General features: G+C 63.9%; 22 protein-coding genes. 7 read left to right on the forward strand and 15 right to left on the reverse strand.

Translation table 11 applies throughout. The features are described from left to right. Positions 1–9: 9 nt before the first annotated feature. The 6 genes from FJ430_RS11940 to FJ430_RS11965 form a co-directional block, all read right to left on the reverse strand. On the reverse strand, positions 10–816 hold the full coding sequence (locus FJ430_RS11940; RefSeq protein WP_140704043.1) for a TrmH family RNA methyltransferase: 807 nt from the start codon (positions 814–816) through the stop codon (positions 10–12). 55 nt (positions 817–871) lie between these two features. After that, a complete protein-coding gene (locus tag FJ430_RS11945) occupies positions 872–1,210 on the reverse strand; it encodes an ArsR/SmtB family transcription factor (protein WP_140645679.1) in 339 nt (112 codons plus the stop codon). Positions 1,211–1,368: 158 nt separating this feature from the next. Further along, a complete protein-coding gene (locus FJ430_RS11950; protein ID WP_140704041.1) occupies positions 1,369–2,139 on the reverse strand; it encodes a HugZ family protein in 771 nt (256 codons plus the stop codon). Between the two features lie 36 nt (positions 2,140–2,175). Continuing rightward, a complete protein-coding gene (locus FJ430_RS11955) occupies positions 2,176–3,363 on the reverse strand; it encodes a CaiB/BaiF CoA transferase family protein (RefSeq protein WP_140704039.1) in 1,188 nt (395 codons plus the stop codon). Positions 3,364–3,369: 6 nt separating this feature from the next. Then, positions 3,370–4,131, reverse strand: a complete 762-nt coding sequence (locus tag FJ430_RS11960; RefSeq protein WP_140704037.1) for a 3-hydroxyacyl-CoA dehydrogenase — start codon at positions 4,129–4,131, stop codon at positions 3,370–3,372. Positions 4,132–4,158: 27 nt separating this feature from the next. After that, entirely contained in the window at positions 4,159–4,764 is a 606-nt protein-coding gene (locus FJ430_RS11965; RefSeq protein WP_140704034.1) for a GNAT family N-acetyltransferase, read from the reverse strand. Positions 4,765–5,071: 307 nt separating this feature from the next. Between FJ430_RS11965 and FJ430_RS11970 the strand changes: the two genes are divergently transcribed. Then, positions 5,072–6,058 carry a glutathione S-transferase family protein gene (locus tag FJ430_RS11970; protein WP_140704033.1) on the forward strand — a complete coding sequence of 329 codons (987 nt, stop codon included), beginning with the start codon at positions 5,072–5,074 and terminating at the stop codon, positions 6,056–6,058. A gap of 21 nt (positions 6,059–6,079) precedes the next feature. Here the strand turns inward: FJ430_RS11970 and FJ430_RS11975 are convergent, their stop codons facing one another. Together FJ430_RS11975 and FJ430_RS11980 are read right to left on the reverse strand one after the other, a co-directional pair. Then, on the reverse strand, positions 6,080–6,664 hold the full coding sequence (locus FJ430_RS11975; RefSeq protein ID WP_140704031.1) for an ABZJ_00895 family protein: 585 nt from the start codon (positions 6,662–6,664) through the stop codon (positions 6,080–6,082). Next, positions 6,633–7,136 carry an NUDIX domain-containing protein gene (locus FJ430_RS11980; RefSeq protein ID WP_140704029.1) on the reverse strand — a complete coding sequence of 168 codons (504 nt, stop codon included), beginning with the start codon at positions 7,134–7,136 and terminating at the stop codon, positions 6,633–6,635. The genes FJ430_RS11975 and FJ430_RS11980 overlap by 32 nt, the downstream gene beginning before the upstream one ends. 170 nt (positions 7,137–7,306) lie before the next feature. Between FJ430_RS11980 and FJ430_RS11985 the strand changes: the two genes are divergently transcribed. Then, the gene (locus FJ430_RS11985; protein ID WP_140704027.1) at positions 7,307–8,242 is read left to right on the forward strand and encodes a metallophosphoesterase family protein; all 936 of its coding nucleotides are present in this window, start codon (positions 7,307–7,309) and stop codon (positions 8,240–8,242) included. Here the strand turns inward: FJ430_RS11985 and FJ430_RS11990 are convergent. From FJ430_RS11990 to leuA, 4 genes are all read right to left on the reverse strand, one after another. Beyond that, positions 8,232–8,852: a hypothetical protein gene (locus FJ430_RS11990; protein WP_140704025.1), complete on the reverse strand. Its 621-nt coding sequence runs from the start codon at positions 8,850–8,852 to the stop codon at positions 8,232–8,234. The two genes, FJ430_RS11985 and FJ430_RS11990, sit on opposite strands and share 11 nt — an antisense overlap. Before the next feature lie 136 nt (positions 8,853–8,988). Then, the gene (locus tag FJ430_RS11995; protein WP_140704333.1) at positions 8,989–9,792 is read right to left on the reverse strand and encodes an alpha/beta fold hydrolase; all 804 of its coding nucleotides are present in this window, start codon (positions 9,790–9,792) and stop codon (positions 8,989–8,991) included. 205 nt (positions 9,793–9,997) lie between these two features. Next, the gene (locus FJ430_RS12000; protein WP_140704023.1) at positions 9,998–11,785 is read right to left on the reverse strand and encodes a tetratricopeptide repeat protein; all 1,788 of its coding nucleotides are present in this window, start codon (positions 11,783–11,785) and stop codon (positions 9,998–10,000) included. Positions 11,786–12,012: 227 nt separating this feature from the next. Continuing rightward, positions 12,013–13,689, reverse strand: coding sequence for a 2-isopropylmalate synthase (gene leuA / locus FJ430_RS12005; protein WP_413467869.1), 1,677 nt, complete (start codon positions 13,687–13,689; stop codon positions 12,013–12,015). 492 nt (positions 13,690–14,181) lie between these two features. Here leuA and FJ430_RS12010 point away from each other — a divergent pair, with 492 nt between their 5' ends. From FJ430_RS12010 to FJ430_RS12020, 3 genes are read left to right on the forward strand one after another with little or no spacing between them, the layout of a single operon-like run. Beyond that, positions 14,182–15,348: an ATP-grasp domain-containing protein gene (locus tag FJ430_RS12010; RefSeq protein ID WP_140704019.1), complete on the forward strand. Its 1,167-nt coding sequence runs from the start codon at positions 14,182–14,184 to the stop codon at positions 15,346–15,348. 4 nt (positions 15,349–15,352) lie between these two features. Beyond that, on the forward strand, positions 15,353–16,129 hold the full coding sequence (locus FJ430_RS12015; RefSeq protein ID WP_140704017.1) for an esterase family protein: 777 nt from the start codon (positions 15,353–15,355) through the stop codon (positions 16,127–16,129). Beyond that, positions 16,129–16,443 (forward strand): nuclear transport factor 2 family protein, encoded by a 315-nt coding sequence (locus tag FJ430_RS12020; RefSeq protein ID WP_140704015.1) that lies wholly within the window; start codon positions 16,129–16,131, stop codon positions 16,441–16,443. Before FJ430_RS12015 ends, FJ430_RS12020 begins: the two co-directional genes overlap by 1 nt. 63 nt (positions 16,444–16,506) lie before the next feature. On the opposite strand, the gene FJ430_RS12025 is transcribed toward FJ430_RS12020, so the two are convergent. Beyond that, positions 16,507–18,033, reverse strand: coding sequence for an MFS transporter (locus FJ430_RS12025; RefSeq protein WP_226892234.1), 1,527 nt, complete (start codon positions 18,031–18,033; stop codon positions 16,507–16,509). Here FJ430_RS12025 and FJ430_RS12030 point away from each other — a divergent pair. After that, complete coding sequence (locus FJ430_RS12030) at positions 17,951–18,121, forward strand: hypothetical protein (protein ID WP_226892271.1); 171 nt, start codon at positions 17,951–17,953, stop codon at positions 18,119–18,121. The genes FJ430_RS12025 and FJ430_RS12030 overlap by 83 nt on opposite strands. A gap of 67 nt (positions 18,122–18,188) precedes the next feature. Then, on the forward strand, positions 18,189–19,094 hold the full coding sequence (locus FJ430_RS12035) for a LysR family transcriptional regulator (RefSeq protein ID WP_140704011.1): 906 nt from the start codon (positions 18,189–18,191) through the stop codon (positions 19,092–19,094). Here the strand turns inward: FJ430_RS12035 and FJ430_RS12040 are convergent, their stop codons facing one another. Together FJ430_RS12040 and FJ430_RS12045 are read right to left on the reverse strand one after the other, a co-directional pair. Beyond that, complete coding sequence (locus tag FJ430_RS12040; protein ID WP_140704009.1) at positions 19,095–19,847, reverse strand: SDR family NAD(P)-dependent oxidoreductase; 753 nt, start codon at positions 19,845–19,847, stop codon at positions 19,095–19,097. It abuts the gene before it with no gap. Continuing rightward, positions 19,844–20,107 (reverse strand): hypothetical protein, encoded by a 264-nt coding sequence (locus FJ430_RS12045; protein ID WP_210242089.1) that lies wholly within the window; start codon positions 20,105–20,107, stop codon positions 19,844–19,846. The genes FJ430_RS12040 and FJ430_RS12045 overlap by 4 nt, the downstream gene beginning before the upstream one ends. Between the last annotated feature and the right edge of the window lie 81 nt (positions 20,108–20,188).

Raw genomic sequence — 20,188 nt, forward strand, 5'->3', positions numbered from 1 at the left:
TTATTCAGCCTATGCGTCGCCGGCTTTCGAAAAGCGATGCAGGGCTATTGCCGACGCGGCGGCGACGTTCAGGCTGTCGAAACCTTCCGCCATTGCGATCCTCACCGTTTGCAGCCGGGCAAGCAGATCCCGGGGCAGGCCTTCGCCTTCGGTGCCGAGATAGAGCGCCAGGCGCGCCGAGCGTTCCACGGCGCGGATGTCGACGTTTCCGCGTGGCGAGAGCGCGAACTGGCTGAAGCCGAGCCGATCGAGCGTCGCGGTGAAGGTTCCGGTATCGTCGAAGGTGGCGAAGGGAACCTTCAGCGCCGCGCCGACCGAAACACGGATTGCCTTGCGGTAGAGCGGATCGCAGCACGTTCGGTCGAGCAGTACCGCGCCCGCGCCGAAGGCGGCCGCATTGCGGAAGATCGCCCCCATATTGTCATGATTGGATATGCCGACCAGGACGACGGCCAATGCGCGCCGGGGCAAGGTCTCCACCAGAATCTCGGCGGGCGCCGGATCGCCACGCATGCCGATCGCCAGGATGCCGCGATGCATGTGGAAACCGGCGATCCGGTCCATGACCTCGCCCGCGGCGACATAGACCGGAAACTCGGGAGGCGCCTTGCGCAAGATCTCCTGCACGCCCGCCAGCCTGTTTTCGAGGATGAGGGCCGATTCGGCGGCGAAGCGCCCAGTCGACAACAGGAGGTCCAGCACCACCTTGCCTTCGGCGACGAAGCGGCCATGCCGGCCGGCGAGATCGCGCTCGCGGATATCGAGATAGGCAGCGACGCGCGGGTCCTGAGGATCGTCGATGGGGATGAGGTTCATGCAAATCTCGCCGGCAAAAAATGCCAGCGAGGTAAGAGGCTTTGGATGGCGCGGGTCAAGCCCCGGCGCGGCGCAGCCGATAGGCCATCTGGGAGAGGTCGCCGTCGCCGAAAATGCCTTCCAGCATGCGCAGCAATTCGCGCACCGCCTCGGATTTGCAGGAATAGTAAATCATCTGGCGGTCGCGCCGGGTTTCGACGAGATCGAGCGCCCTCAGCTTGGCGAGATGCTGCGACAGCGCGGATTGGCTGAGTTGCACCTTCTCGGCGATGGCGCCGACCGACATTTCATCGTCGATCAGATGGGCCACGATCAGCAAGCGCTTTTCGTTGCCCATGAGGGTGAGAAAGGCGGCCGCCGATTCCGCATTGGCGATTAGCTTATTTGAGATCATAGATCCCCCAAGGGTCTTGGCTCATCCAGGCGCCAGGGGGCAATGGTGCCTGATTCCGCGATGTTCAGATGTCGATGGGCGCTGCTGAATCAGCGTCACTACAAGGGTAGATCATTTCGTCCAAATCTCAAGCGTTGCTTTCGCCGCAGCGCGATCAACTATCGCTCTTGCTCCGCGGCGCGTCCCGCCTTTGCCATCTCGACAAGCGCCGAACGCAATTCGCGTGCGCTTTGCAGAGACCGGGGAAAGAAAATCCTGCAGGTCGCATCGGCGGCGGCGAGATCCATGCCATCGGGATCGAAACCGGTGGCGATCCAGCCGTCGCCTTCGGCGCGGCCGAGATGACGGGCATAAAGGGCAAGCGCGTCGCGATGGTCGGCATTCATGTGATCGAGTGCCGCCTGTTCGCTGCCGGCGAACTCCTCGACAAGGGCGGCGCCGTTGATGAAATCGTCGCGGTCGAGAAGAAAGGCCTTGCCGAAGCCGCCGTTCAGGCTGGCGCGTTCGGGCTCGAGCCGGAAGAACGAGAAGTCGCCGAGCCCGGCATAAAGCCTCGCCTTCGGATTGCGGTTGAGGTAGCGCCGCTCGCCGCGGATCTGATCGGTCGATCCCCGCTCCAGCCGCAGGGCCCGGCATGCCAGGCTGATGCGCGGATGCGCCAGCGGATCGCCCTTGCCGGGTTCGCCAAGCAGCAGCGAACAACGCGGATCGGCGAGCAACGCACCGGTATGCGCGGACAGCATCGAGATCAGGATCAGCGGCGCGCCGTCGATGTCGGTGGCGACGCCAACCCTGCTTGCCAGCGGCGCGCCGGTGCCAGGCTCGATCGCCGCGAGCGCGCCGAAACGCGCCGCGCGGATCAGGGTTTTCGCCAGCCTGATCGCCTCTGCGTCGGTCTCGCGGATGACGTCCTTCTTCGGTTCGGTCACAAGCGCACCCGAGATAAGCTGATTTTCGTTCTCCGGTTATCGACCGAATACACCCGCCTTTGCAAGCGCTCCGATCTCCTCTTCGCTCAAGCCGAAACGGGTCAATATGCCTAAGGGCTCTCGATCGGCGACGGCCGGAGCTGCGGCAAGCGTTTGTGCGCCTTGCGAGAAACGCGGTGCCGGCGCCGGGCGATCGAGTTCGCCGGACTTCACGAAGCTTTGCCTGGCACGATTGTGCGGATGGTTCCTGGCTTCGACCAGGGACAGCACGGGCGCCACGCAGGCATCCGTCGCGGCGAAAAGCTCGGCCCATTCGTCGCGCGTCTTTGCCTTGATCCGGCCGGCAATGGCGGCGCGCATCGCGGGCCATGACGACTTGTCGTACTGGCTGCCGACAAAATGCCCGTCGAGCGGCAGCAGCCTGGCGAATTCGTCGAAGAAGCGCGGTTCGAAACAGCCGACGGCAACGTGCCTTGCGTCCGCCGTCTCATAGGTATCGTAGAAAGGCGCCCCGGAATCGAGCAGGTTCTCGCCGCGCCTGTCGCTCCACAGACCCGCCGCCATATAGGCGTGAATGGGTGCGGCGAGCATCGAGGCTCCCTCGATCATCGAGGCATCGACCACCTGGCCCTTTCCGCTGCGCGAGCGCTGGAAGAGAGCGGCGAGCACGCCCGCGATCAGCATCATGGCGCCGCCGCCTTGATCCGCGACGAGGTTGAGCGGCGGCGCCGGCGGCGCGTCCTGCCTGCCGACCGCGTGCAGGAGGCCCGCATAGGCGAGATAGGTGATGTCGTGCCCGGCTCGCCCGGACAGCGGCCCGTCCTGGCCGAAGCCGGTCAGGCGACCATAGATCAGCGCCGGATTGCGCTGGACAACGACATCCGGCCCCAGCCCGAGCCGCTCCATCACGCCGGGGCGGAAGCCTTCGACGAGCAAGTCGGCCTGTGCCGCAAGGCGCAGCAGCAATTCCGCGCCCGCCGGGTGCTTGAGGTCGAGCTTGAGGACGGAACGGCCGTGGCGGTCGAGATCGTATTCTTGCGGTAGGCTCAGGAGCGGCTGGCCAGCGTCGGCGCGTTCGATGCGCAGCACCTCGGCGCCCATTTCGGACAGCATCAGGGCGGCAAGCGGCACCGGACCGAGCCCGGCCATCTCGATCACTTTGAGGCCAGCGAGCGGGCCGGTCTTTCCGGCGGCAGCACCGGCGCCTGTCGGCGAGCCATTCATCCCCGCTTATTTCGGCGCCATGCGGATGGCGCCGTCGAGGCGGATGGTCTCGCCGTTCAGCATCTGGTTCTCGACGATGTGGAGGGCAAGTGCTGCATATTCCGACGGCTCGCCGAGCCGCGGCGGGAAGGGCACGGAAGCGCCGAGCGAATCCTGCACTTCCTGCGGCATGCCTGCCATCATCGGCGTCTTGAAGATACCGGGCGCGATGGTGCAGACGCGAATGCCGGAGCGGGCGAGATCGCGCGCCACAGGCAGCGTCATGCCGACGACGCCACCCTTGGAGGCCGCGTAGGCGGCCTGGCCGATCTGGCCGTCATAGGCGGCGACGGAGGCGGTGTTGACGATGACGCCGCGCTCGCCGCCGGCGAGCGGATCGAGTTTCGCCGCCCGGTCGGCGACGAGGCGGATCATGTTGAAGGTGCCGATCAGGTTGATCTCGATCACCTTGCGGTACTGGTCGAGCGGATGCGGTCCGTCCTTGCCGATCGTCTTCACGCCGATGGCGATGCCGGCGCAATTGACCAGGATGCGCGGCGGCCCGAGCTTTTCAGCCACTTCGGCGATCGCGGCGGCAGCGCCGTCGCCGCTGCCGACATCGCATTGGACGGCAATGCCGCCGATGTCGGCCGCGACTTTTGCCGCGCGCTCGATGCCCACGTCGAGGATGGCGACACTGGCGCCCTTGGCCGCCAACGCGCGCGCCGTCGCCTCGCCAAGGCCCGATCCGCCGCCGGTGACGATCGCGATCTGGCCGTTCGGGTTCATGCAAGCCTCCCAGGATTTCGATTTATGCTACGAGGCGCGCAAGGGAGGCGCAACCGCCATAGCCGGATCGATCGACTGCTGCGCCGTGGCAGCCGACCGCGCCAAGGCCGGCGCAGGTTCGGCAACCCTCGCCGTATTGGCGTGACAGACATCGCCGGCAAAGCGAGCGACGGCTCCGGGCTTGATTTCGTGATGCAGCAGGCGGTCGAGATCGACCGGACGCGGCATGGTGATCTGCCCGCGCGGAAAGCGCTTGAAGCCCAGCGGCCCATAATATGGCTCGTCGCCGACCAGGATGACGGCCGGCGCGCCGGCTTTCCTGGCCGCCTCCAGCGCGATCGCCACCAGCTTGCGGCCGATGCCGAGATTCTTGTAGGCGGGGCGCACCGCGAGCGGGCCGAGCATCATGGCGCGACCGGCGCCAGCGGCCACGCGCGTCATGCGCACGGAAGCGATGACCGTGCCGTCCTTGACGGCGACGAAGGACATCGAGCGGTCATGTCCGCCGGCCTCGCGGATCTTGTAGGCAGCAAGCACGAAACGACCCGGGCCGAAGGCCTCGTCGTTGATGGCTTCGATTTCAGGGTCATGCGCCGGGGTTTCCGGCAGGTATTTCACGTCGGCAAGGCTCATGGTCTTTGCGTTCCGGTATGCGAGGAAGGTTTGCTGCAAGCGGCAGCGTTCGCCAGTCAGCGCTACTTAAGCGCGGGCGCCCTTTCGTCGTCGGTCGAACCGGATCGAGGCAAAGTCGAACATGGGCGCCTCCGCTAGCACCAATTCTGCGCCGCTGCAATCGGTGCTTTCCGGCTTTCTTTGCCTCGCGCGCCGAACTTGTCCGTCTCCGACCGGTTTCGTCATTTGACGAACTGTTCAGCGCCTGAGGGCTTCGCCGGCCCGGTCATCAACCTAGATAATCTCCAACCGCAAGGGAGATTTTCGCATGGGATTGCTGATCGAAGGCAAATGGCAGGATCGCGCGCCGAACACCGACAGCGGTGGGCGGTTCGTGCGGACGGAGTCGCAATGGCGCGACTGGATTACGCGCGATGGCAGGCCGGCCGAAGGGCGCGCACGCGGCTTCAAGGCGGAACCCGGCCGCTATCACCTCTATGTCTCGCTCGCCTGCCCATGGGCGCATCGCACACTGATCTTCCGTGCCCTGAAGAAGCTCGAGGACATCATTTCGGTCTCCGTGGTGCATCATTTCATGGGCGAGAACGGCTGGACCTTCAAAGCCGAGGACGGCGCCACCGGCGACACGCTCTACGGTCTCGATTTCCTGCACCAGATCTATGCCAAGGCCGATCCGGCCTATTCAGGCCGTGTGACGGTGCCGGTGCTGTGGGACAAAAGGCAGCAGACCATCGTGAACAACGAGTCCTCCGAGATCATCCGCATGCTCAATTCCGCCTTCGACGAATGGGGCGATGCCGGTCTCGACTTCTATCCGGCGGCGCTGCGGGCGGAGATCGACAAGATCAACGCGCTGGTCTATCCGGCGATCAACAACGGCGTCTATCGCGCCGGCTTCGCCACCGCGCAGAAAGCCTATGAGGAAGCGTTCGGCGAATTGTTCTCGGCGCTCGATACGATCGAGGAGCGGCTTTCGAACCAACGCTATCTGGCCGGCGAACGCATCACCGAGGCCGATTGGCGGCTGTTCACGACGCTGGTTCGTTTCGATCCGGTCTATGTCGGCCACTTCAAATGCAATTTGCGCCGCATCGCCGACTATCCGAACCTGTCGAACTATCTGCGCGATCTCTATCAGGTGCCCGGCGTCGCGGGCACGGTCAACCTGCATCACATCAAGGCGCATTACTACGGCAGCCACGGGTCGATCAATCCGACGGGAATCGTTCCGGCAGGGCCTGAGCTTGATTATGCCGCGCCGCATGACCGGAACAGGTTCAGGAAGGCGGCTTGAAATCCATCGACCGCGAGCAGGTTATTGAAAGGGCTCCGCATCGAGTTGAGCCCGTCTGCCGCGGTTGGCCTTCAAAAACCTTTTGCCGAACCGTTTGTTGAAGCCGATGGCGTTGATGCAAAAACCAAACAGCGCAAGTATTGCCAGAACCATTACCCAGGCTCCGGCGGAGACGTGTTCCAAGCTCGCCGGCGTGATGCCTACCGCCATTGAAAACAGCAGGCAAACCATTGAAAACAGCAGCGATGCGGCTGTCGAAAATATGACTATTTTCCAGTACTCGTTTCGCTCAAAAAGCCTTCCGTGTCGTTTTATGAATGCCCAGTAAGAGAAAGAGGTGGATGCGAATACTATGGCTAGATTAACGGGTGTTGCCGTGGCTGACTCCATGGATGGAACCATATACACAAAGGCGATCCATGCGAGATACAATACGATTGTAATAGTAATGTAAATTCCGACGTAGCGCCAAATATTCACCGTTTCCATGTTGTCTATGAGCATCATATTTCCCCGCGTTTCAGAAATGATAGAGTCTTGAATTTCAAACGCAAGAAAAATCGCCGGGATCAAGTCACCAGTAGAGGGATGGTAATTCGGCTCCAAGAATTTCAGCGATCCGTCGAAGTGTCGCCGGCGTCGTATTTTCCGGCAAACGATCGAGCGGAAAGAAAACCGCCTCGGCGATCTCATGGTCGGGCAGTTTCGGCGCCGTCTGGCGGAAAGCTTCGATCAGATAAAGGCCGACATGATCGCGCTTGCTGGGGCGGCGGTTGAAATGCATCGATTTCAGCACCGGCGGCGCGGTCAGAGCGATATTGCCTTCCTCGGCCAGTTCGCGCGCCAGCGCTTCCTCGAGAGTTTCGCCGACCTCGACGCCGCCGCCCGGCAATTGCCAACCGGGAACATAGGTGTGGCGGATCAGGAAGACGGAGTTGGAGGCGCGGTCATAGACCAGTCCGCGCACGCCAAGCGTCATCGGGCGGCGCAACAGGAAGTAAAAATGGAACAGCCTTGCCCGCAACCCCGGCCAGCCGGTCTGGCGGAATGCCTCTTCCGAATCGGTTCGGCGATTCATCCAACGATCCCCAAGCAGATGTTCGTGGGTTGCCCCACGAACATCTGCTTGGCTTTCCTTGTTTTTCGCAGGTTCGGACCGCAAAACCGTGGGACACTTTTGCGGAACCTGCGTGGGCGAACAGCAAACGGTGAGTGGAAAGCCTCGCCGGCGTCGCTTAAGAAGGGGCCATGTTCAGGCTCGCGCATATTTCCGATGCTCATCTGGGACCGCTGCCCGATGTAACCTATCGCGACCTCGCGTCCAAGCGCGTGCTGGGCTATGTCAACTGGCAGCGCAATCGCCGCCGCCATATGCATGACGCGGTGATCGACACCATCGTCGCCGACATCAAGGCCGGCACGCCCGATCACCTCGCCGTCACCGGCGATCTCGTCAACCTGGCGCTCGACGGCGAGATCGAGATGGCCAAGCACTGGCTGGAGACGCTCGGATCGCCGCATGACGTCTCCGTGGTCCCCGGCAATCACGACGCCTATGTGCCAGGCGCCTTCGACAAGGTTTGCCGGGCGTGGGCTCCCTGGATGACGGGCGACGGCGTCAACAGCCCGGTCGACCGCAATTCCTTTCCGTATCTGCGCGTGCGCGCCAATGTCGCGCTGATCGGCGTCACCACGGCGCGCGCCACCGCGCCCTTCATGGCCAACGGCTTCTTCATGGAGGGGCAGGCCGAGCGGCTCGGCAAGATCCTCGACGATGCGGCGAAACAAGGGCTTTTCCGCGCCATCATGATCCACCACCCGCCGGTGCGCGGCGCCGTACCGCAGCATAAGCGGCTGTTCGGCATCGCTCGCTTTCACAAGGTCATTCGCCGGCATGGCGCGGAACTCGTCCTGCACGGCCATTCGCATCTGCCGTCGCTGTTCACCATCGGCGCACGTGGCGCCAAGGTGCCCGTGGTCGGGGTTGCCGCCGCAGGCCAGGCACCGGGCGGCAAGCATCCGGCCGCTCAGTACAATCTGTTCGAAATCGACGGCGAAAAAGGCGACTGGCGTCTCCGCCTGATCCGGCGCGGCCTGACGGGGCCGGCGCTGCCGCCTTCGGATCTGCAAACGATGGATCTCGACGTGCCGGTCGTGAAGGACCGTGAACTCGTCAGAAGCTGATCTTCATGTGCACGATGCGATCCCAGAACAACGCCAGCGAAACAGCCAGGCCGACAAGGGCGCCGGCGGCGATCAGGCCGAGGCCGGCGAAGAACGTCGTCCAGCCATTGCTGCGGCGGGTTTCGGATCGGATCGGCGGCTCCGCTTCCTTGACCATGGGGCGATGCAGGCCCGGAACGGCGCTCTCCATGCTCCCTTCCATCATGCGCTGCCGCTCGACGACACGTTCCGCCACGTAGCGCGTCACCGCATCGGCAACGGCTTTCAGCTCGGTCGATTCGGCCAGCACCACGCGGCCGACGCGCGTATCCTTGAGGAATCGATAGGTGCGGCGGTCGCGTCCCATGGCGACGTGGCTCACCGCGTCGATCCATAGCCGCGGCTGCAGGCCGGACGAGACGGCGAAGTCGAAGCTGTCCATGTCGGCCGGAACATCGGCAAAGACCGGGGCGAGCTCGGCTGCCAGAAGATCGAGGCGCATGCGGTGCGCGTCCCGCATCTCCACAATCACATCGTCGCGGTCGGCGAAGGCGTTCTTGATGTCGCGTACCGCATCGGCGAGCTTCCGCGACGGCTCGATCGGGGTGATTTTGTCGCCTGCATCCTTCATGGCGGCTGCCTCGTTGTTGGTTAACAGCGAGTTAACACAATCGCGGGCAAAATGCACTGCCGACGACGAGCCGTGCGACTGCTGCGGTCCGGCGGAAGCGGGTTACGGATATTTTTCGAGGTCGGTTCGGGAGAGGTCAGCTCGCCGCGGCGCCCAGCGGTGGAAGCAATCGTCTGCCGCGCCGGCGCGTGTTGCGACGCACGATTTCGGCAATCAAGTCTGGAGCTTCCTCAACCAGCATATGACCCGCGTCAAGGACATGGTGCAGGTGGAAATGCGACGGCAGCGCCTCGGCCTGCTCGACCGGCAGCAGCGGATCCTCCGCTCCCCAGACAACCATCACCGGCATGTCAAGCGTATCCAGCTGCGCGCGGGGGATCACTCCTTGCCGGTCATCCCTTGTCATCGCGGCCGCCATATCGATCAGGGTCTGCAACTGGCCCGGCCGGGTGCGCATCCGGCACAACGCATCCACCACGTGGTTGGGCGGCGCGCTGCGCGGACCCGACATGGCCGCAAGACTGGCGCGGACCTGCTTCCTGCCGGCCGCAGCGGCATAGCGGCGCAGCAAGGCTGCGTTTACCTCCGGGCCGAAGCCGCCGGGCGCCAACAGAGTGAGCGAAGCAATCCTGTCGGGGTCGGCGAGCGCCATCAGTGTCGCGATCGCGCCGCCCATGGAGTGACCGACGAGGTGGACCTTGCCCAACTGGCGCGCGGCAAGATCGGCCAAGATGGCCCGCGCGGTCGGCTTGGCGCCGCCCATGCCTTCGCATTCGAGTGATTGTCCATGGCCCGGCAGATCATAGGCCAGCACTCTCGCCTCCGCCGCCAGCGAGGTCGCGACGTCACGCCAGATCTCACTACAGGCTCCTAAGCCGTGCAGAAGGACGATCGTCTTCGGACCAGCGCCGCCCACGGCGGCATAAGGGAATGGAAGCATGAAAATGGAGCGGTGAAGAAGACAGGCAGCAATTTCAAATTGTGGCTGAATTGCTCCCGATCCAGACCCATGGCCAGTAAAATTTTCGCGACCGCGGCGCCCGTCAGGCGTTCGACGCGCAAGCATGTCCTAATACTTGCTGGATCACAGCATCATACTTTCGCGCTCCGGCGATCGTGTGGCCCAAACACAGGCGCGGAGTGGATTAGCTCGGGTTGCCGATCCCGGCGGCCCGCAGGGACTGCACCAGCCGGTCGGTGAGATCGGCGGGGTATTTGCGGTCGACGAATGTCGCGCGCGGGTCGGCGGCGAATTTCGGGAATTCAGCGGTGAGCTTGTTGGCAAGCTCGCCCGCCAGCTTGTCGCGGCCTGAAATCCTGGCGCCGATCAGGCGCGCGGCCAGGTAGTGCGGCTTGGATGCCGTCGTGCGTAAAGACTCGCTGGTGACCGCCGCCTTTCTCATATCGCCCTGCATGAAGGCTCCGATGAACAGGCCATAGTCCCACCAGGTCGGATGGCCGCTGAAGGCCTCGACCGCGTGGCCCAGGATTGGCGTTCCCTCGTCATATTTGCCGGCGAAGATCAGACCGTAACCATAGCCGGCGGCCATGCCGAGATCGTACGGGTTGAGTTCGTAGGCCTTTCGCATCCACCGGATCGCTTCGTCGGTGTTGCCGAGACGCGAGTTGAGGTAGCCGAAGGCGAGATGCGCATGCGGGCTCATCGGCCCCATCTGAACGGCGCGGTGGGCAAGCGACATGGCCTTTTCCAGCGAAGCGCCGGCGGGATACGCATAGTGGTTGGTGACAGCTTCCGTATGAAGCGAGGCCAGTTCCGCGTAGACAAGCGACGATTTGGTGCCTTCGCTGACCAGCTTCTCCAGGCAGCGATACGCAGCCTCGTGGGTCGCGGCGCTCATGTCGAGATAATAGCGGTCGTCGAGCACCAGGCATCCGATCTGGCTGGTCCGGATGTCGCTCTGGTCAATGTAGCTGTAGATCGCGCCCGACGCGGGAACGGTCGAGGTAAGAAGGCTGGCGATGTTGCTTTCAACCGCAACGGAGGCGCTCTCGGCCGATGTCAGGTTGCGCGACAGGAGAACCCGGCCGGTCGCGACGCTCTGCAATTCCACCGTGACGTCGCCGGCAGCAGGCCCGGGGACAATTTCGAAAACGAAACTGATTGGATCGGCGGACCGATCGCGCGTCGAATCCGGGTCACGCCCGATGAAATCGATGGTGTCGAAACCGGCAAGCCCGGCGCGCAGCGATGACGCGACGCGAGCTGCTTCCGCTCCATCCGCCTTCATCGCAATGTAGATCAGCGGCAGCGAGTCGAATGCCGGCTGGGCGGCGGTGCCAGCCAGGCGCGCCGTTTCGACTGTCGCGGTCGTGTCGCCGCCGTTGAGGAAGGCACTGCTTTGACGCGCGATGAGCACGCCGAGCATGACAATGACCAGGACCATGGCAGCCCAGAAGAACCGCAACTGCCGCGTGAGCGACTGGGCAGGTGCCGCGGGCGCCATGAGCGCTACAGGCTCACCGAGCGTCGGGCCATGGAGATATTCGGCCGCGGCCGGAGCAGCGTTGGCAGATGCGCCTGATCGTGCGATGGCGCCGGAGGCGGACCTGGCGTCGCCAGGCAGGCGAATTGCATTCAGCTCATAGGACGGGACATAGCCGCCACGCGGAATCGCGATGCGCACGGGCTCGGCGACACCTTCATTGGCGAAGTACTGCTCGAGGAGCTCGCGCAGGCGGCCGGCCTGGACCCTGACCACGGCATCGGTGGAGGCATCGAAATCGCCGTCCTTGCCGAAGACGTCCATGGCGATGGAAACGCCTTTCAGCCTGTCCGCCTCGCCGGCCTGCTCGCGTTCGACCAGATAACGTAATAGCCTGCGGGCACGCTCGGATCGTCCGAACGTTTCGCTGGCTAGCAGTCGCTCCAATGTCTCGCGCACTGCGGGGGCGGCAGGCGGGGCATGCTCCAAGTGTCGAACCTTTCGAAGTCGGCACAGGTTAGGGCGCGATAATATAGCGCTCGCGCCGGCGCACAAGGATGCTTCTATTATGCTTTCGCGTAAGCCACCGGAAATTCCCCCGCAGGTTAACGAATGGCAGCTTTCGCATCTGTGTCTGAAGCGTGGCGCAATTGGAATGCGCCACGCTTGAACAGATCTACCCGGTCAAGCCTGCCGCCGAGCCTGATCGTTTCGCATCATCTGCTCGAGCCGCCGATGATCCGGTTGGCGGCCGAAACAACGGCCTCCAGCGACGCGGCTACGATGTTGGTGTTGATGCCGGCGCCGAACAGCTTGCCGCCCGGATACTCCATCTCGACATAGGAGATCGCCGAGGCGTTGGAGCCGCGCTGCAAGGAATGCTCGGAATAGTCGAGCACCGACATGTCGATGCCGACATGGCGCGAAAGCGCATCGACAAAGCCGTCGATTGGGCCGGTGCCCGAGCCGGTGATGGTGACTTCCTTGCCGTTGTCGAGGATCTCCGCCTCAACGATACGCCGGCCCTTCACCTCGGTGTCAGGGAAGGTGCGATGGTCGAGGAACTTCAGGCGCGCGCCGGGCTGGTCGACATAGGTTTCGAGGAAGCGTTCGTGGATGCGCTTGGCCGGAACTTCCTTGCCTTCCGCATCGGTGATCGCCTGGATCGCCTGGCTGAACTCGATTTGCAGATTGCGCGGCAAATTGAGGCCGTAATCGGCCTGCAGCACATAGGCGATGCCGCCCTTGCCCGACTGCGAATTGATGCGGATGATCGCCTCGTAGGTACGGCCGACATCGGCCGGATCGATCGGCAGATAGGGCACTTCCCAGATCGGCGTGTTGGCCTTCTTCAGCGCCTTCATGCCCTTGTTGATGGCATCCTGGTGCGAGCCGGAGAAAGCCGTGTAGACCAGTTCGCCGACATAAGGGTGGCGCTCCGGGATCTTCAGCTGGTTCGAATACTCGTAGACATCCTTCATCCGGTTGATGTCGGAGCAGTCGAGCTCCGGGTCGACGCCCTGGGTGAACATGTTGAGCGCCAGCGTGACGATGTCGACATTGCCGGTGCGCTCGCCATTGCCGAACAGCGTGCCTTCGACGCGGTCGGCGCCAGCCATCAGGCCGAGCTCGGTGGTGGCGATGCCGGTGCCGCGGTCATTATGCGGGTGCAGCGAGACGATCAGGTTCTCGCGGTTGTCGAGATTGCGGCACATCCACTCGATGCGGTCGGCATAGACGTTGGGCGTCGACATCTCGACCGTCGAGGGCAGGTTGATGATGAGCTTGTTGTCGGCCGTCGGCTTCACGATCTCGGTGACGGCGTTGCAGATTTCCAGCGCGACCTCGAGCTCGGTGCCGGTGAAGCTTTCGGGCGAATATTCGAAGCGGTAGCCGCCGCCGGCCTTGGCCGCCATGTCGGTGATCATCTTGGCGGCGTCGGTGGCGATGCGCTTGATGCCGGCGACGTCCTTCTCGAAGACGACGCGGCGCTGCAGCTCGCTGGTCGAATTGTAGAAATGCACGATCGGGCGGTGCGCGCCTTTGAGCGCCTCGAAGGTTCGCGTGATCAGCTCGGGCCGGCACTGCACCAGCACTTGGAGCGATACATCGCGCGGCACGCCGCCTTCCTCGATGCACCAGCGGGCGAAGTCGAAGTCGGTCTGCGAGGCCGAGGGGAAACCGATCTCGATTTCCTTGAAGCCCATGTCGAGCAGCATGGCGAACATGCGCGCCTTACGTTCGTGGCCCATCGGATCGATCAGCGCCTGGTTGCCGTCGCGCAGGTCGACCGAGCACCAGATCGGCGCCTTGTCGATCACCTTGTTCGGCCAGGTGCGGTCGGTCAGGCCGACCGTCGGGTAAGATTGGTATTTGCGTGCTGCATCCGGCATGTGGCCGGCCGCGCGCTTCCCGGCTTCAGCCTCGCCGGCGCGGATTTCTTCTCGTGCGTTCATCGTCTCTTCTCCGGGCGGCTCGCGTTCGCCTTGGGCGGATTGGTGGCGAGCGTCGCCTCTACCAGAATTTCATTCGCTTGATATGATTTTGCCAAGGAGCATGCGCCTGAGGCGGCGGGTACCGACCGCCGGGCGCTCCTTCAGCGAACCCGGCGATCGCCGATAAGGCCGAGAAGAAGCAGGGTCGAAGCGAGCGCGCGCGCGGTCTCGCCGGCAAAGCCGATGCGAGAGGAGGCGACGGAGCGGACGCGCGTGGTCATGGCGGCTCTCTTACAGGAGCGGCCCGGCGGAGGCAAGCGGGACGCATGGCCGAGTGCGCCTTGACTGATAACGCTGCCGCTGCGGGTGCTCTTCCCCGCGCCTCGCAAATGGGCCAGACTTGGCTTCGAAGGCTTCGCTACCGAGCGAGGCTTCGGGGAGGAGTCGCCCATGAATTTCGTGTTCTTCTCGCCGCATTTCCCGGCCAATGGCGCCGAGTTCTGCGACCGGCTGAAGAAAGCCGGCGCCGCCGTGCTCGGCATCGGCGATGCGCCTTATGAGACCTTGAACGGCAAGCTGAAGGCGGCGCTTTCGGAATATTACCGCATCGCCGACATGGAAAATTACGATGCCGTGTTCCGGGCGATGGGGCATTTCATCCACAAATGGGGCCGCATCGACCGCTTCGAGTCGCTCAACGAGCATTGGCTCGAACTCGAAGCCAACATCCGAACCGACTTCAACATCTTCGGCACCAAGGTCGATTTCGTGAAGAATTTGAAGCGGAAGAGCCGCATGCGCGCCTTCTTCCGCAAGAGCGGCGTCGAGACCATTCCGCAGCGCAAATGCTCCGACCGCGCCGGTGCCATGACCTTCATCCGCCGTGTCGGCTACCCGGTGGTGGTCAAGCCGGATTCGGGCTCCGGCGCTTCCAACACCTTCAAGATCTCCAACGCCAAGGAGCTCGACCAGTTCTTCAGGGACAAGCCGGAGGGCGTCACTTTCGTCATGGAGCAGTTCATCGAAGGGTTGGTGGTGACCTTTGACGGGCTGGTCAACCGCGACGGCGAGGTGGTGCTGGCGGCCAGTCACCGTTACGACCAAAGCATCATGGATGCGGTCAACAAGGACCGCCACATGAGCTACACCTGCTTCCCCGAAATCACCCCGGCGGTCGAGGAGGCGGGGCGCAAGATCCTGAAAGCGTTCGACGTGCGCGAGCGCTTCTTCCACATCGAGCTGTTCGAAACCAGGGACAAGCGCATCATCGCGCTCGAGGTCAACATGCGCCCGCCCGGCGCCTGGATGACGGACGCCATCAACTACACGTTCGACATCGACGTCTATGCCGCCTGGGCCGACATGGTGGTCAAGGATGCCTCCGGCGGCCCTTACAAGGGCAAGTATTTCACCGCCTATGCCAGCCGCAAACGCCATATCGACTATTTGCACAGCCATGCGGACGTGCTAGCCGCCCACGGCGACAAGATCGTCCACCACCAGGCCATCGAAGAGGTCTTCAGCCGCGCCATGGGTAATTACGCCTATCAGATGCGTTCGAAGGATCCGAAGGCGCTGCGCCAGGCGGTCGACTATATCCACGCGGAAAAGGCCTGAGCCGATGGACGTCTCCTATCACAAGGGCCATGCCCGCAATCTCGGCCGCGACATGGAATACAAGCGCTATGGCCATGCCGGCCGCCCGGTGGTGGTGTTCCCGACCTCGCAGGGGCGGTTCTATCAGTTCGAGGATTCCGGCGGCGTCGGCGCGCTCGCCGAGTTCATCGACACCGGCCGCATCCAGCTGTTCACGCTCGACGGCATCGATTCGGAATCCTTCTTCAACAAGCATGCCGACGCGGCGCATCGCATCGCCCGCCACGAGGCCTATTTCCGCTATGTGCGCGAGGAAGCGCTGCCGGAGTTGCAGGCGGTCGCCGCCAAGTCCAATGGCGGCCGCGCCTTGAAGCCGCTGCTTTGCGGCTGCTCGATGGGCGGCTACCACTCGTCGAACTTCGTGTTCCGCTTCCCGGAGCTGGCGAGCGGCGTGATCTCGCTGTCCGGCGTCTATTCGGTCCGCGATTTCTTCGGCCGGACGCTTGAAGGCAACATCTATTTCAACTCGCCGCTCGACTATCTGCCCGGCATCGTCGACCAGAAGCTGCTCGGGCGGCTCAGGGCGCTGCGGCTCATCTTCTGCTGCGGGCAGGGCGCCTGGGAAGAGCGCATGCTGGTCGAGACGCGCGAGCTGGAACAGGTGCTGCGCGATAAATCCATCCCGGCCTGGGTCGACTATTGGGGCGGGGACGTCAGCCACGACTGGCCGTGGTGGCACAAGCAGCTTGTCTATTTCTTCGGGCGCTGGCTAGATGACGACCTCATGCACAGGTTGGACTGATGACCACGCCCGACGCGATCCGCCGCTTTGTCGAAGCCACCAATGCCGGCGATACCGAAGCCTTTCTGGCCGCATTTACCGACGATGCTTTCCTCAGCGACTGGGGTCGCGATTTCCACGGCCGCGACGGGATCGCGCGGTGGAACCAGTCGGACAATATCGGCGTCCAGTCCAACCTTCGCATCGTGCGCGTCGCGCAGCGCGACGGCGTCTACCACGCCCGCGTTGCCGTGACGGGCAACGGCTTCAATGGTGAGGGCGACATGGCCTTCACGCTGGACGGCGACCGGATCGCAAGCCTGATCATCAGCTGAGGCCGGACAGGCCGTGGGGCGGTCGGCGGAGAAGGCCGGAAGAGCGCGCCCGGCTTGGTGACCTCAGCCTTCCTGGCAGGCCGGGATAGGAGCGACGTCTTGTTCCGGCGCCGATCCGCGACGCAGGCCGAGAAAGACGACGATGGCGGTCAGCACGGTGATGGTCGCCAGCACGACGAGCAACCGGTCGAAGGCCGTCTCGTAGGCTTGAACCAGGGCACTGGCGTCAGCCAAGTGCAGATGTTGCACCGTTCCCACGATGTTGCCGGTAACCAGAAGTTGCGCCGCCGCAGCCGCTTCGGCGGGCGAGGCCAGCCCTTGAGCGCCGAGCCGCGCGGCCGTGAAACCGGACAAGGTCGCCATGACGATCGCCAGCGCCACGCCCTCGCAGGCGACGCGGGTGGTGTTGAAGATGCCGACCGCCATGCCGGCGCGCTCCTTCGGCACGACGCTGACGGCAAGTCCGTCCATCAGCCCCCAGGGCAAGGCGATGCCGATGCCGATCAGGATCAGCGGAGCCACCAGCGCGCTGTCCGCCGCGGGCACCCGGCTGAGCCAGATAAGGCCGGTCGCGGCGACGAGCAGGCCAGCACCGCAGATCGTCGCCGGAGCGATCCAGCGCGCCGCCTGGCCGGCCAGCAGCGGCAAGATCAGCAGCGGCCCGGAGAGGCAGATCATCAATTGCCCCGCCTTGATCTCGCTCATCCCCTCGACGCTGATGAAGCGGATCGGCAGGAGCACGAGCAGGACGACGAAGGCATAGGCGGGCGCCGCGGCCAGGAACTGGACGCCGACGAAACGCGGGAAGCGAAACAGCGTCAGGTCCAGCATCGGCCGGCGCACGCGCCGCTCGACAATGACGAAGGCGGCAAAGAAGATGGCGGCCACGCCGAGAAGCGCGACAACGAAGGGATTGGCCCAGCCGCTCTGCGGCGCCTGCAGCACGCCATAGGTCAGCGCGGCAAGCGCGACGGTAAAGGTGCCGGCTCCCGCCCAGTCGAGTCCGGTTGCGTCAGGGTCGCGCGATTCGGCGACAGTGCGCAGGGCAAGTGCGGCGGCAGCAATCGCAAGCGTCGCCACGAGAAGAAAGATCGCGCGCCAGCCGAATGTATCGATGAGCAGGCCGGAGGCGACTGGCCCGAAGGCGAGCCCGATGCCGAAGCTGGTGCCGAGGAAACTGAAGGCGCGCAGCCGCAATTGCCCATCGAATTCCTGGGCAAGCGCAGAGGCGCCGCCGGCGAAGGCGGCAGCGCCGCCAATGCCTTGCAGGGCTCTGAACATGTCGAACCGGACGATGTCCGGCGCCAGCATGCAGCTCAGCGCGGCAAGCACATAGGTCGCGAGGCCGACGAGGAAGATCCGCTTGCGGCCATGGTTGTCGGCCAATGCCCCGGCAGCCATCAAGCCGGCGCCGAAGGTCAGCATGAAGGCATTGGTCACCCAGTTGAGTTCGATCGGACTGCCGCCGAGATCGGCGGCAATGCGGGACAGCGCCACGGCAGGGCCGGTGAAGCTCAACGGCATCGTCATGGCTGCGAGGCAAACCGATAGCAACACAAGCCATCTGCCGGCCGGGCCGGTTCTGGTCATCAAAGTCATGGATTTTCCTATCTGTGGCGGGCTTGCCGGCGTGCCCCTGACTGGCGGCGCCGATCGTAACGACAAGATAGGGCGGTGACATTTCCGGCAAAATAGTATTAGATCTCCAGTCATCCCGGAATGAAACGCTCGAATAGGTTTGTACCGTGGATCGTCTAAACGGCCTTCTGGCTTTCACCCGCACTGCCGAGCTCGGCAGTTTCGTCACCGCCGGACGGGCGCTCGGCATCTCCGCCTCCGCCGTCGGCAAGAGCGTCGCCCGGCTCGAGCAGGAGCTTGGCGTGCGGCTGCTGCAGCGCAGCACGCGGCGCATCGGCCTGACCGAGGAGGGCAAGCTGTTCAACGAGCGGGTGCGCCGCATCCTCGACGACATGGAAGACGCGGAGGCGATGCTGTCGCGCACACGCGAGACGCCGCATGGCCGGCTACGCATCTCGACGCCGATCGTCACCTATCACCTGCTGTTGCCGGTGCTGTCGGAGTTCATGGCCCGCTATCCCGAAATCGAACTCGACATCGATTTCAACGATCGCATCGTCGACGTCATCGACGAGGGTATCGACGTCGCGATCCGCAGCGGCGAGTTGCCCGACTCACGATTGGTGTCGAGGCCGGTCGCGCCCTTTCGCATGCTTCTGTATGCGGCCGCTTCCTATCTCGACCGGCATGGCACGCCCCGAACGCCCGCGGATCTCACGGCGCATTTCGGCATACATTTCCGCTTTCTCAACAGCGGCAGGCTGCTCGACTGGCCGTTCATCACCGGGAGCGCCGCGCCGCAGATCCGTTCGATGCTGACCTGCAACAACATGGAGGCGTTGAAAGGCGCGACGCTTGCCGGTCTCGGCATCGCCTGCATGCCCGATTTCCTGGTGCGGGAGGCGCTGCATGAGGGAAAGTTGCGCACCGTGCTTGAAGACGATGTCGACGGCCGCGGCCAGTTCCGCATGCTGTGGCCGTCCAATCGCCACCTCTCGCCGAAGGTCCGCGTCTTCGTCGATTTCCTGCCCGAACGGCTTGCGGCAGGGCGGGACGAGAGCCCGCGGCGATGATCAGTAGGTCGTGCGTCCGCCGGAGAGGTCGAAGGTCGCGCCGGTGGTGAAGGAGTTCTCGTCCGACAGCATGAAGACGATCATAGCGGCCGCCTCTTCGACCTCGACGAAACGGCCGCGCGGCACTTTGCCGAGCATATAAGCGACCTGGGCCTCGGTGAGTTGCTCCAGAATGCGGGTGCGAGCGGGCGAGGGGGTCAGCGCGTTGACGGCGATGTCGTGTCCGGCGAGTTCCTTGCCGAGCGACTTGGTCAGCGCCAGCACGCCGGCTTTTGCAGCGGAATAAGCGGCGGCATTGGGATTGCCTTCCTTGCCGGCCACCGAGGAGATGTTGACGATGCGGCCGTAATTGCGCGCGATCATGCCGGGCAGCACGCGCTTGCAGCAATAGAAGACGCCGTTGAGATCGATATCGACGATCTGGCGCCATGCGGCGGGATCGTAGTCCACCACCGTCGCCGCCGGCCCGGCAATGCCGGCATTGTTGACCAGGAGATCGACGGGGCCGAGCGTCCGCTCGGTCTCAGTGGCGGCGCGGTCGACGGCCTCGATCTGCGACTGGTCGCAAAGGATGGCCTCGACGCGGCCGAGCGAAGCGAGTTCGGCGGCGGCCTTGGCCATCGCGGCCTGGTCGACGTCCCAGATAGCGACACCGGCGCCCGACGACAGCAGGCGTCGCGCGACCGCAAGGCCGATGCCTTGCGCGCCGCCCGTCACCACGGCGATGCGGCCGGAAAGATCGACGGCGTTCAACGGCGGTTCATCGGCAATTCCCCTGCTTCTTTAGAGCAATTCAGCATCCCGCCAGGATTGCCGACCTGCTCCAATTTTCTGTTTTTACGCAATTCCGGACGGAAAACCGCCGAGCACTTTCCTGGAATGCTTTGGCATTGGATAGCCCGGATCAGGTCCCGACGTTTCGCGCCACCAGCTTGGCTACGCTTGGCCCAATGAGCAGCACGACCAGGAAGCGCGGCGGCTGCAGCGCCATGACGAAGGAGATTCCGCGCCATGCGCTCCAGAAGCGCCGCGTCCGAGGGCGCTCTGGTGAGGAGTCCACCTTTTGGTCTTAGACCCGGAGCCGGGAATGCGAA

Origin of the sequence: Mesorhizobium sp. B2-8-5, assembly GCF_006440675.2 — a bacterium.
GTDB lineage: Bacteria > Pseudomonadota > Alphaproteobacteria > Rhizobiales > Rhizobiaceae > Mesorhizobium.

Bases quoted from the DNA above. Each gene is read 5' to 3' on its own strand.
- FJ430_RS11940 (WP_140704043.1), bottom strand. From the start codon at position 816: ATGAACCTCATCCCCATCGACGATCCTCAGGACCCGCGCGTCGCTGCC.
- FJ430_RS11945 (WP_140645679.1), bottom strand. From the start codon at position 1,210: ATGATCTCAAATAAGCTAATCGCCAATGCGGAATCGGCGGCCGCCTTT.
- FJ430_RS11955 (WP_140704039.1), bottom strand. From the start codon at position 3,363: ATGAATGGCTCGCCGACAGGCGCCGGTGCTGCCGCCGGAAAGACCGGC.
- FJ430_RS11960 (WP_140704037.1), bottom strand. From the start codon at position 4,131: ATGAACCCGAACGGCCAGATCGCGATCGTCACCGGCGGCGGATCGGGC.
- FJ430_RS11965 (WP_140704034.1), bottom strand. From the start codon at position 4,764: ATGAGCCTTGCCGACGTGAAATACCTGCCGGAAACCCCGGCGCATGAC.
- FJ430_RS11970 (WP_140704033.1), top strand. From the start codon at position 5,072: ATGGGATTGCTGATCGAAGGCAAATGGCAGGATCGCGCGCCGAACACC.
- FJ430_RS11980 (WP_140704029.1), bottom strand. From the start codon at position 7,136: ATGAATCGCCGAACCGATTCGGAAGAGGCATTCCGCCAGACCGGCTGG.
- FJ430_RS11985 (WP_140704027.1), top strand. From the start codon at position 7,307: ATGTTCAGGCTCGCGCATATTTCCGATGCTCATCTGGGACCGCTGCCC.
- FJ430_RS11990 (WP_140704025.1), bottom strand. From the start codon at position 8,852: ATGAAGGATGCAGGCGACAAAATCACCCCGATCGAGCCGTCGCGGAAG.
- FJ430_RS11995 (WP_140704333.1), bottom strand. From the start codon at position 9,792: ATGCTTCCATTCCCTTATGCCGCCGTGGGCGGCGCTGGTCCGAAGACG.
- leuA (WP_413467869.1), bottom strand. From the start codon at position 13,689: ATGCCGGATGCAGCACGCAAATACCAATCTTACCCGACGGTCGGCCTG.
- FJ430_RS12010 (WP_140704019.1), top strand. From the start codon at position 14,182: ATGAATTTCGTGTTCTTCTCGCCGCATTTCCCGGCCAATGGCGCCGAG.
- FJ430_RS12015 (WP_140704017.1), top strand. From the start codon at position 15,353: ATGGACGTCTCCTATCACAAGGGCCATGCCCGCAATCTCGGCCGCGAC.
- FJ430_RS12020 (WP_140704015.1), top strand. From the start codon at position 16,129: ATGACCACGCCCGACGCGATCCGCCGCTTTGTCGAAGCCACCAATGCC.
- FJ430_RS12025 (WP_226892234.1), bottom strand. From the start codon at position 18,033: ATGACCAGAACCGGCCCGGCCGGCAGATGGCTTGTGTTGCTATCGGTT.
- FJ430_RS12045 (WP_210242089.1), bottom strand. From the start codon at position 20,107: ATGGCGCGGAATCTCCTTCGTCATGGCGCTGCAGCCGCCGCGCTTCCT.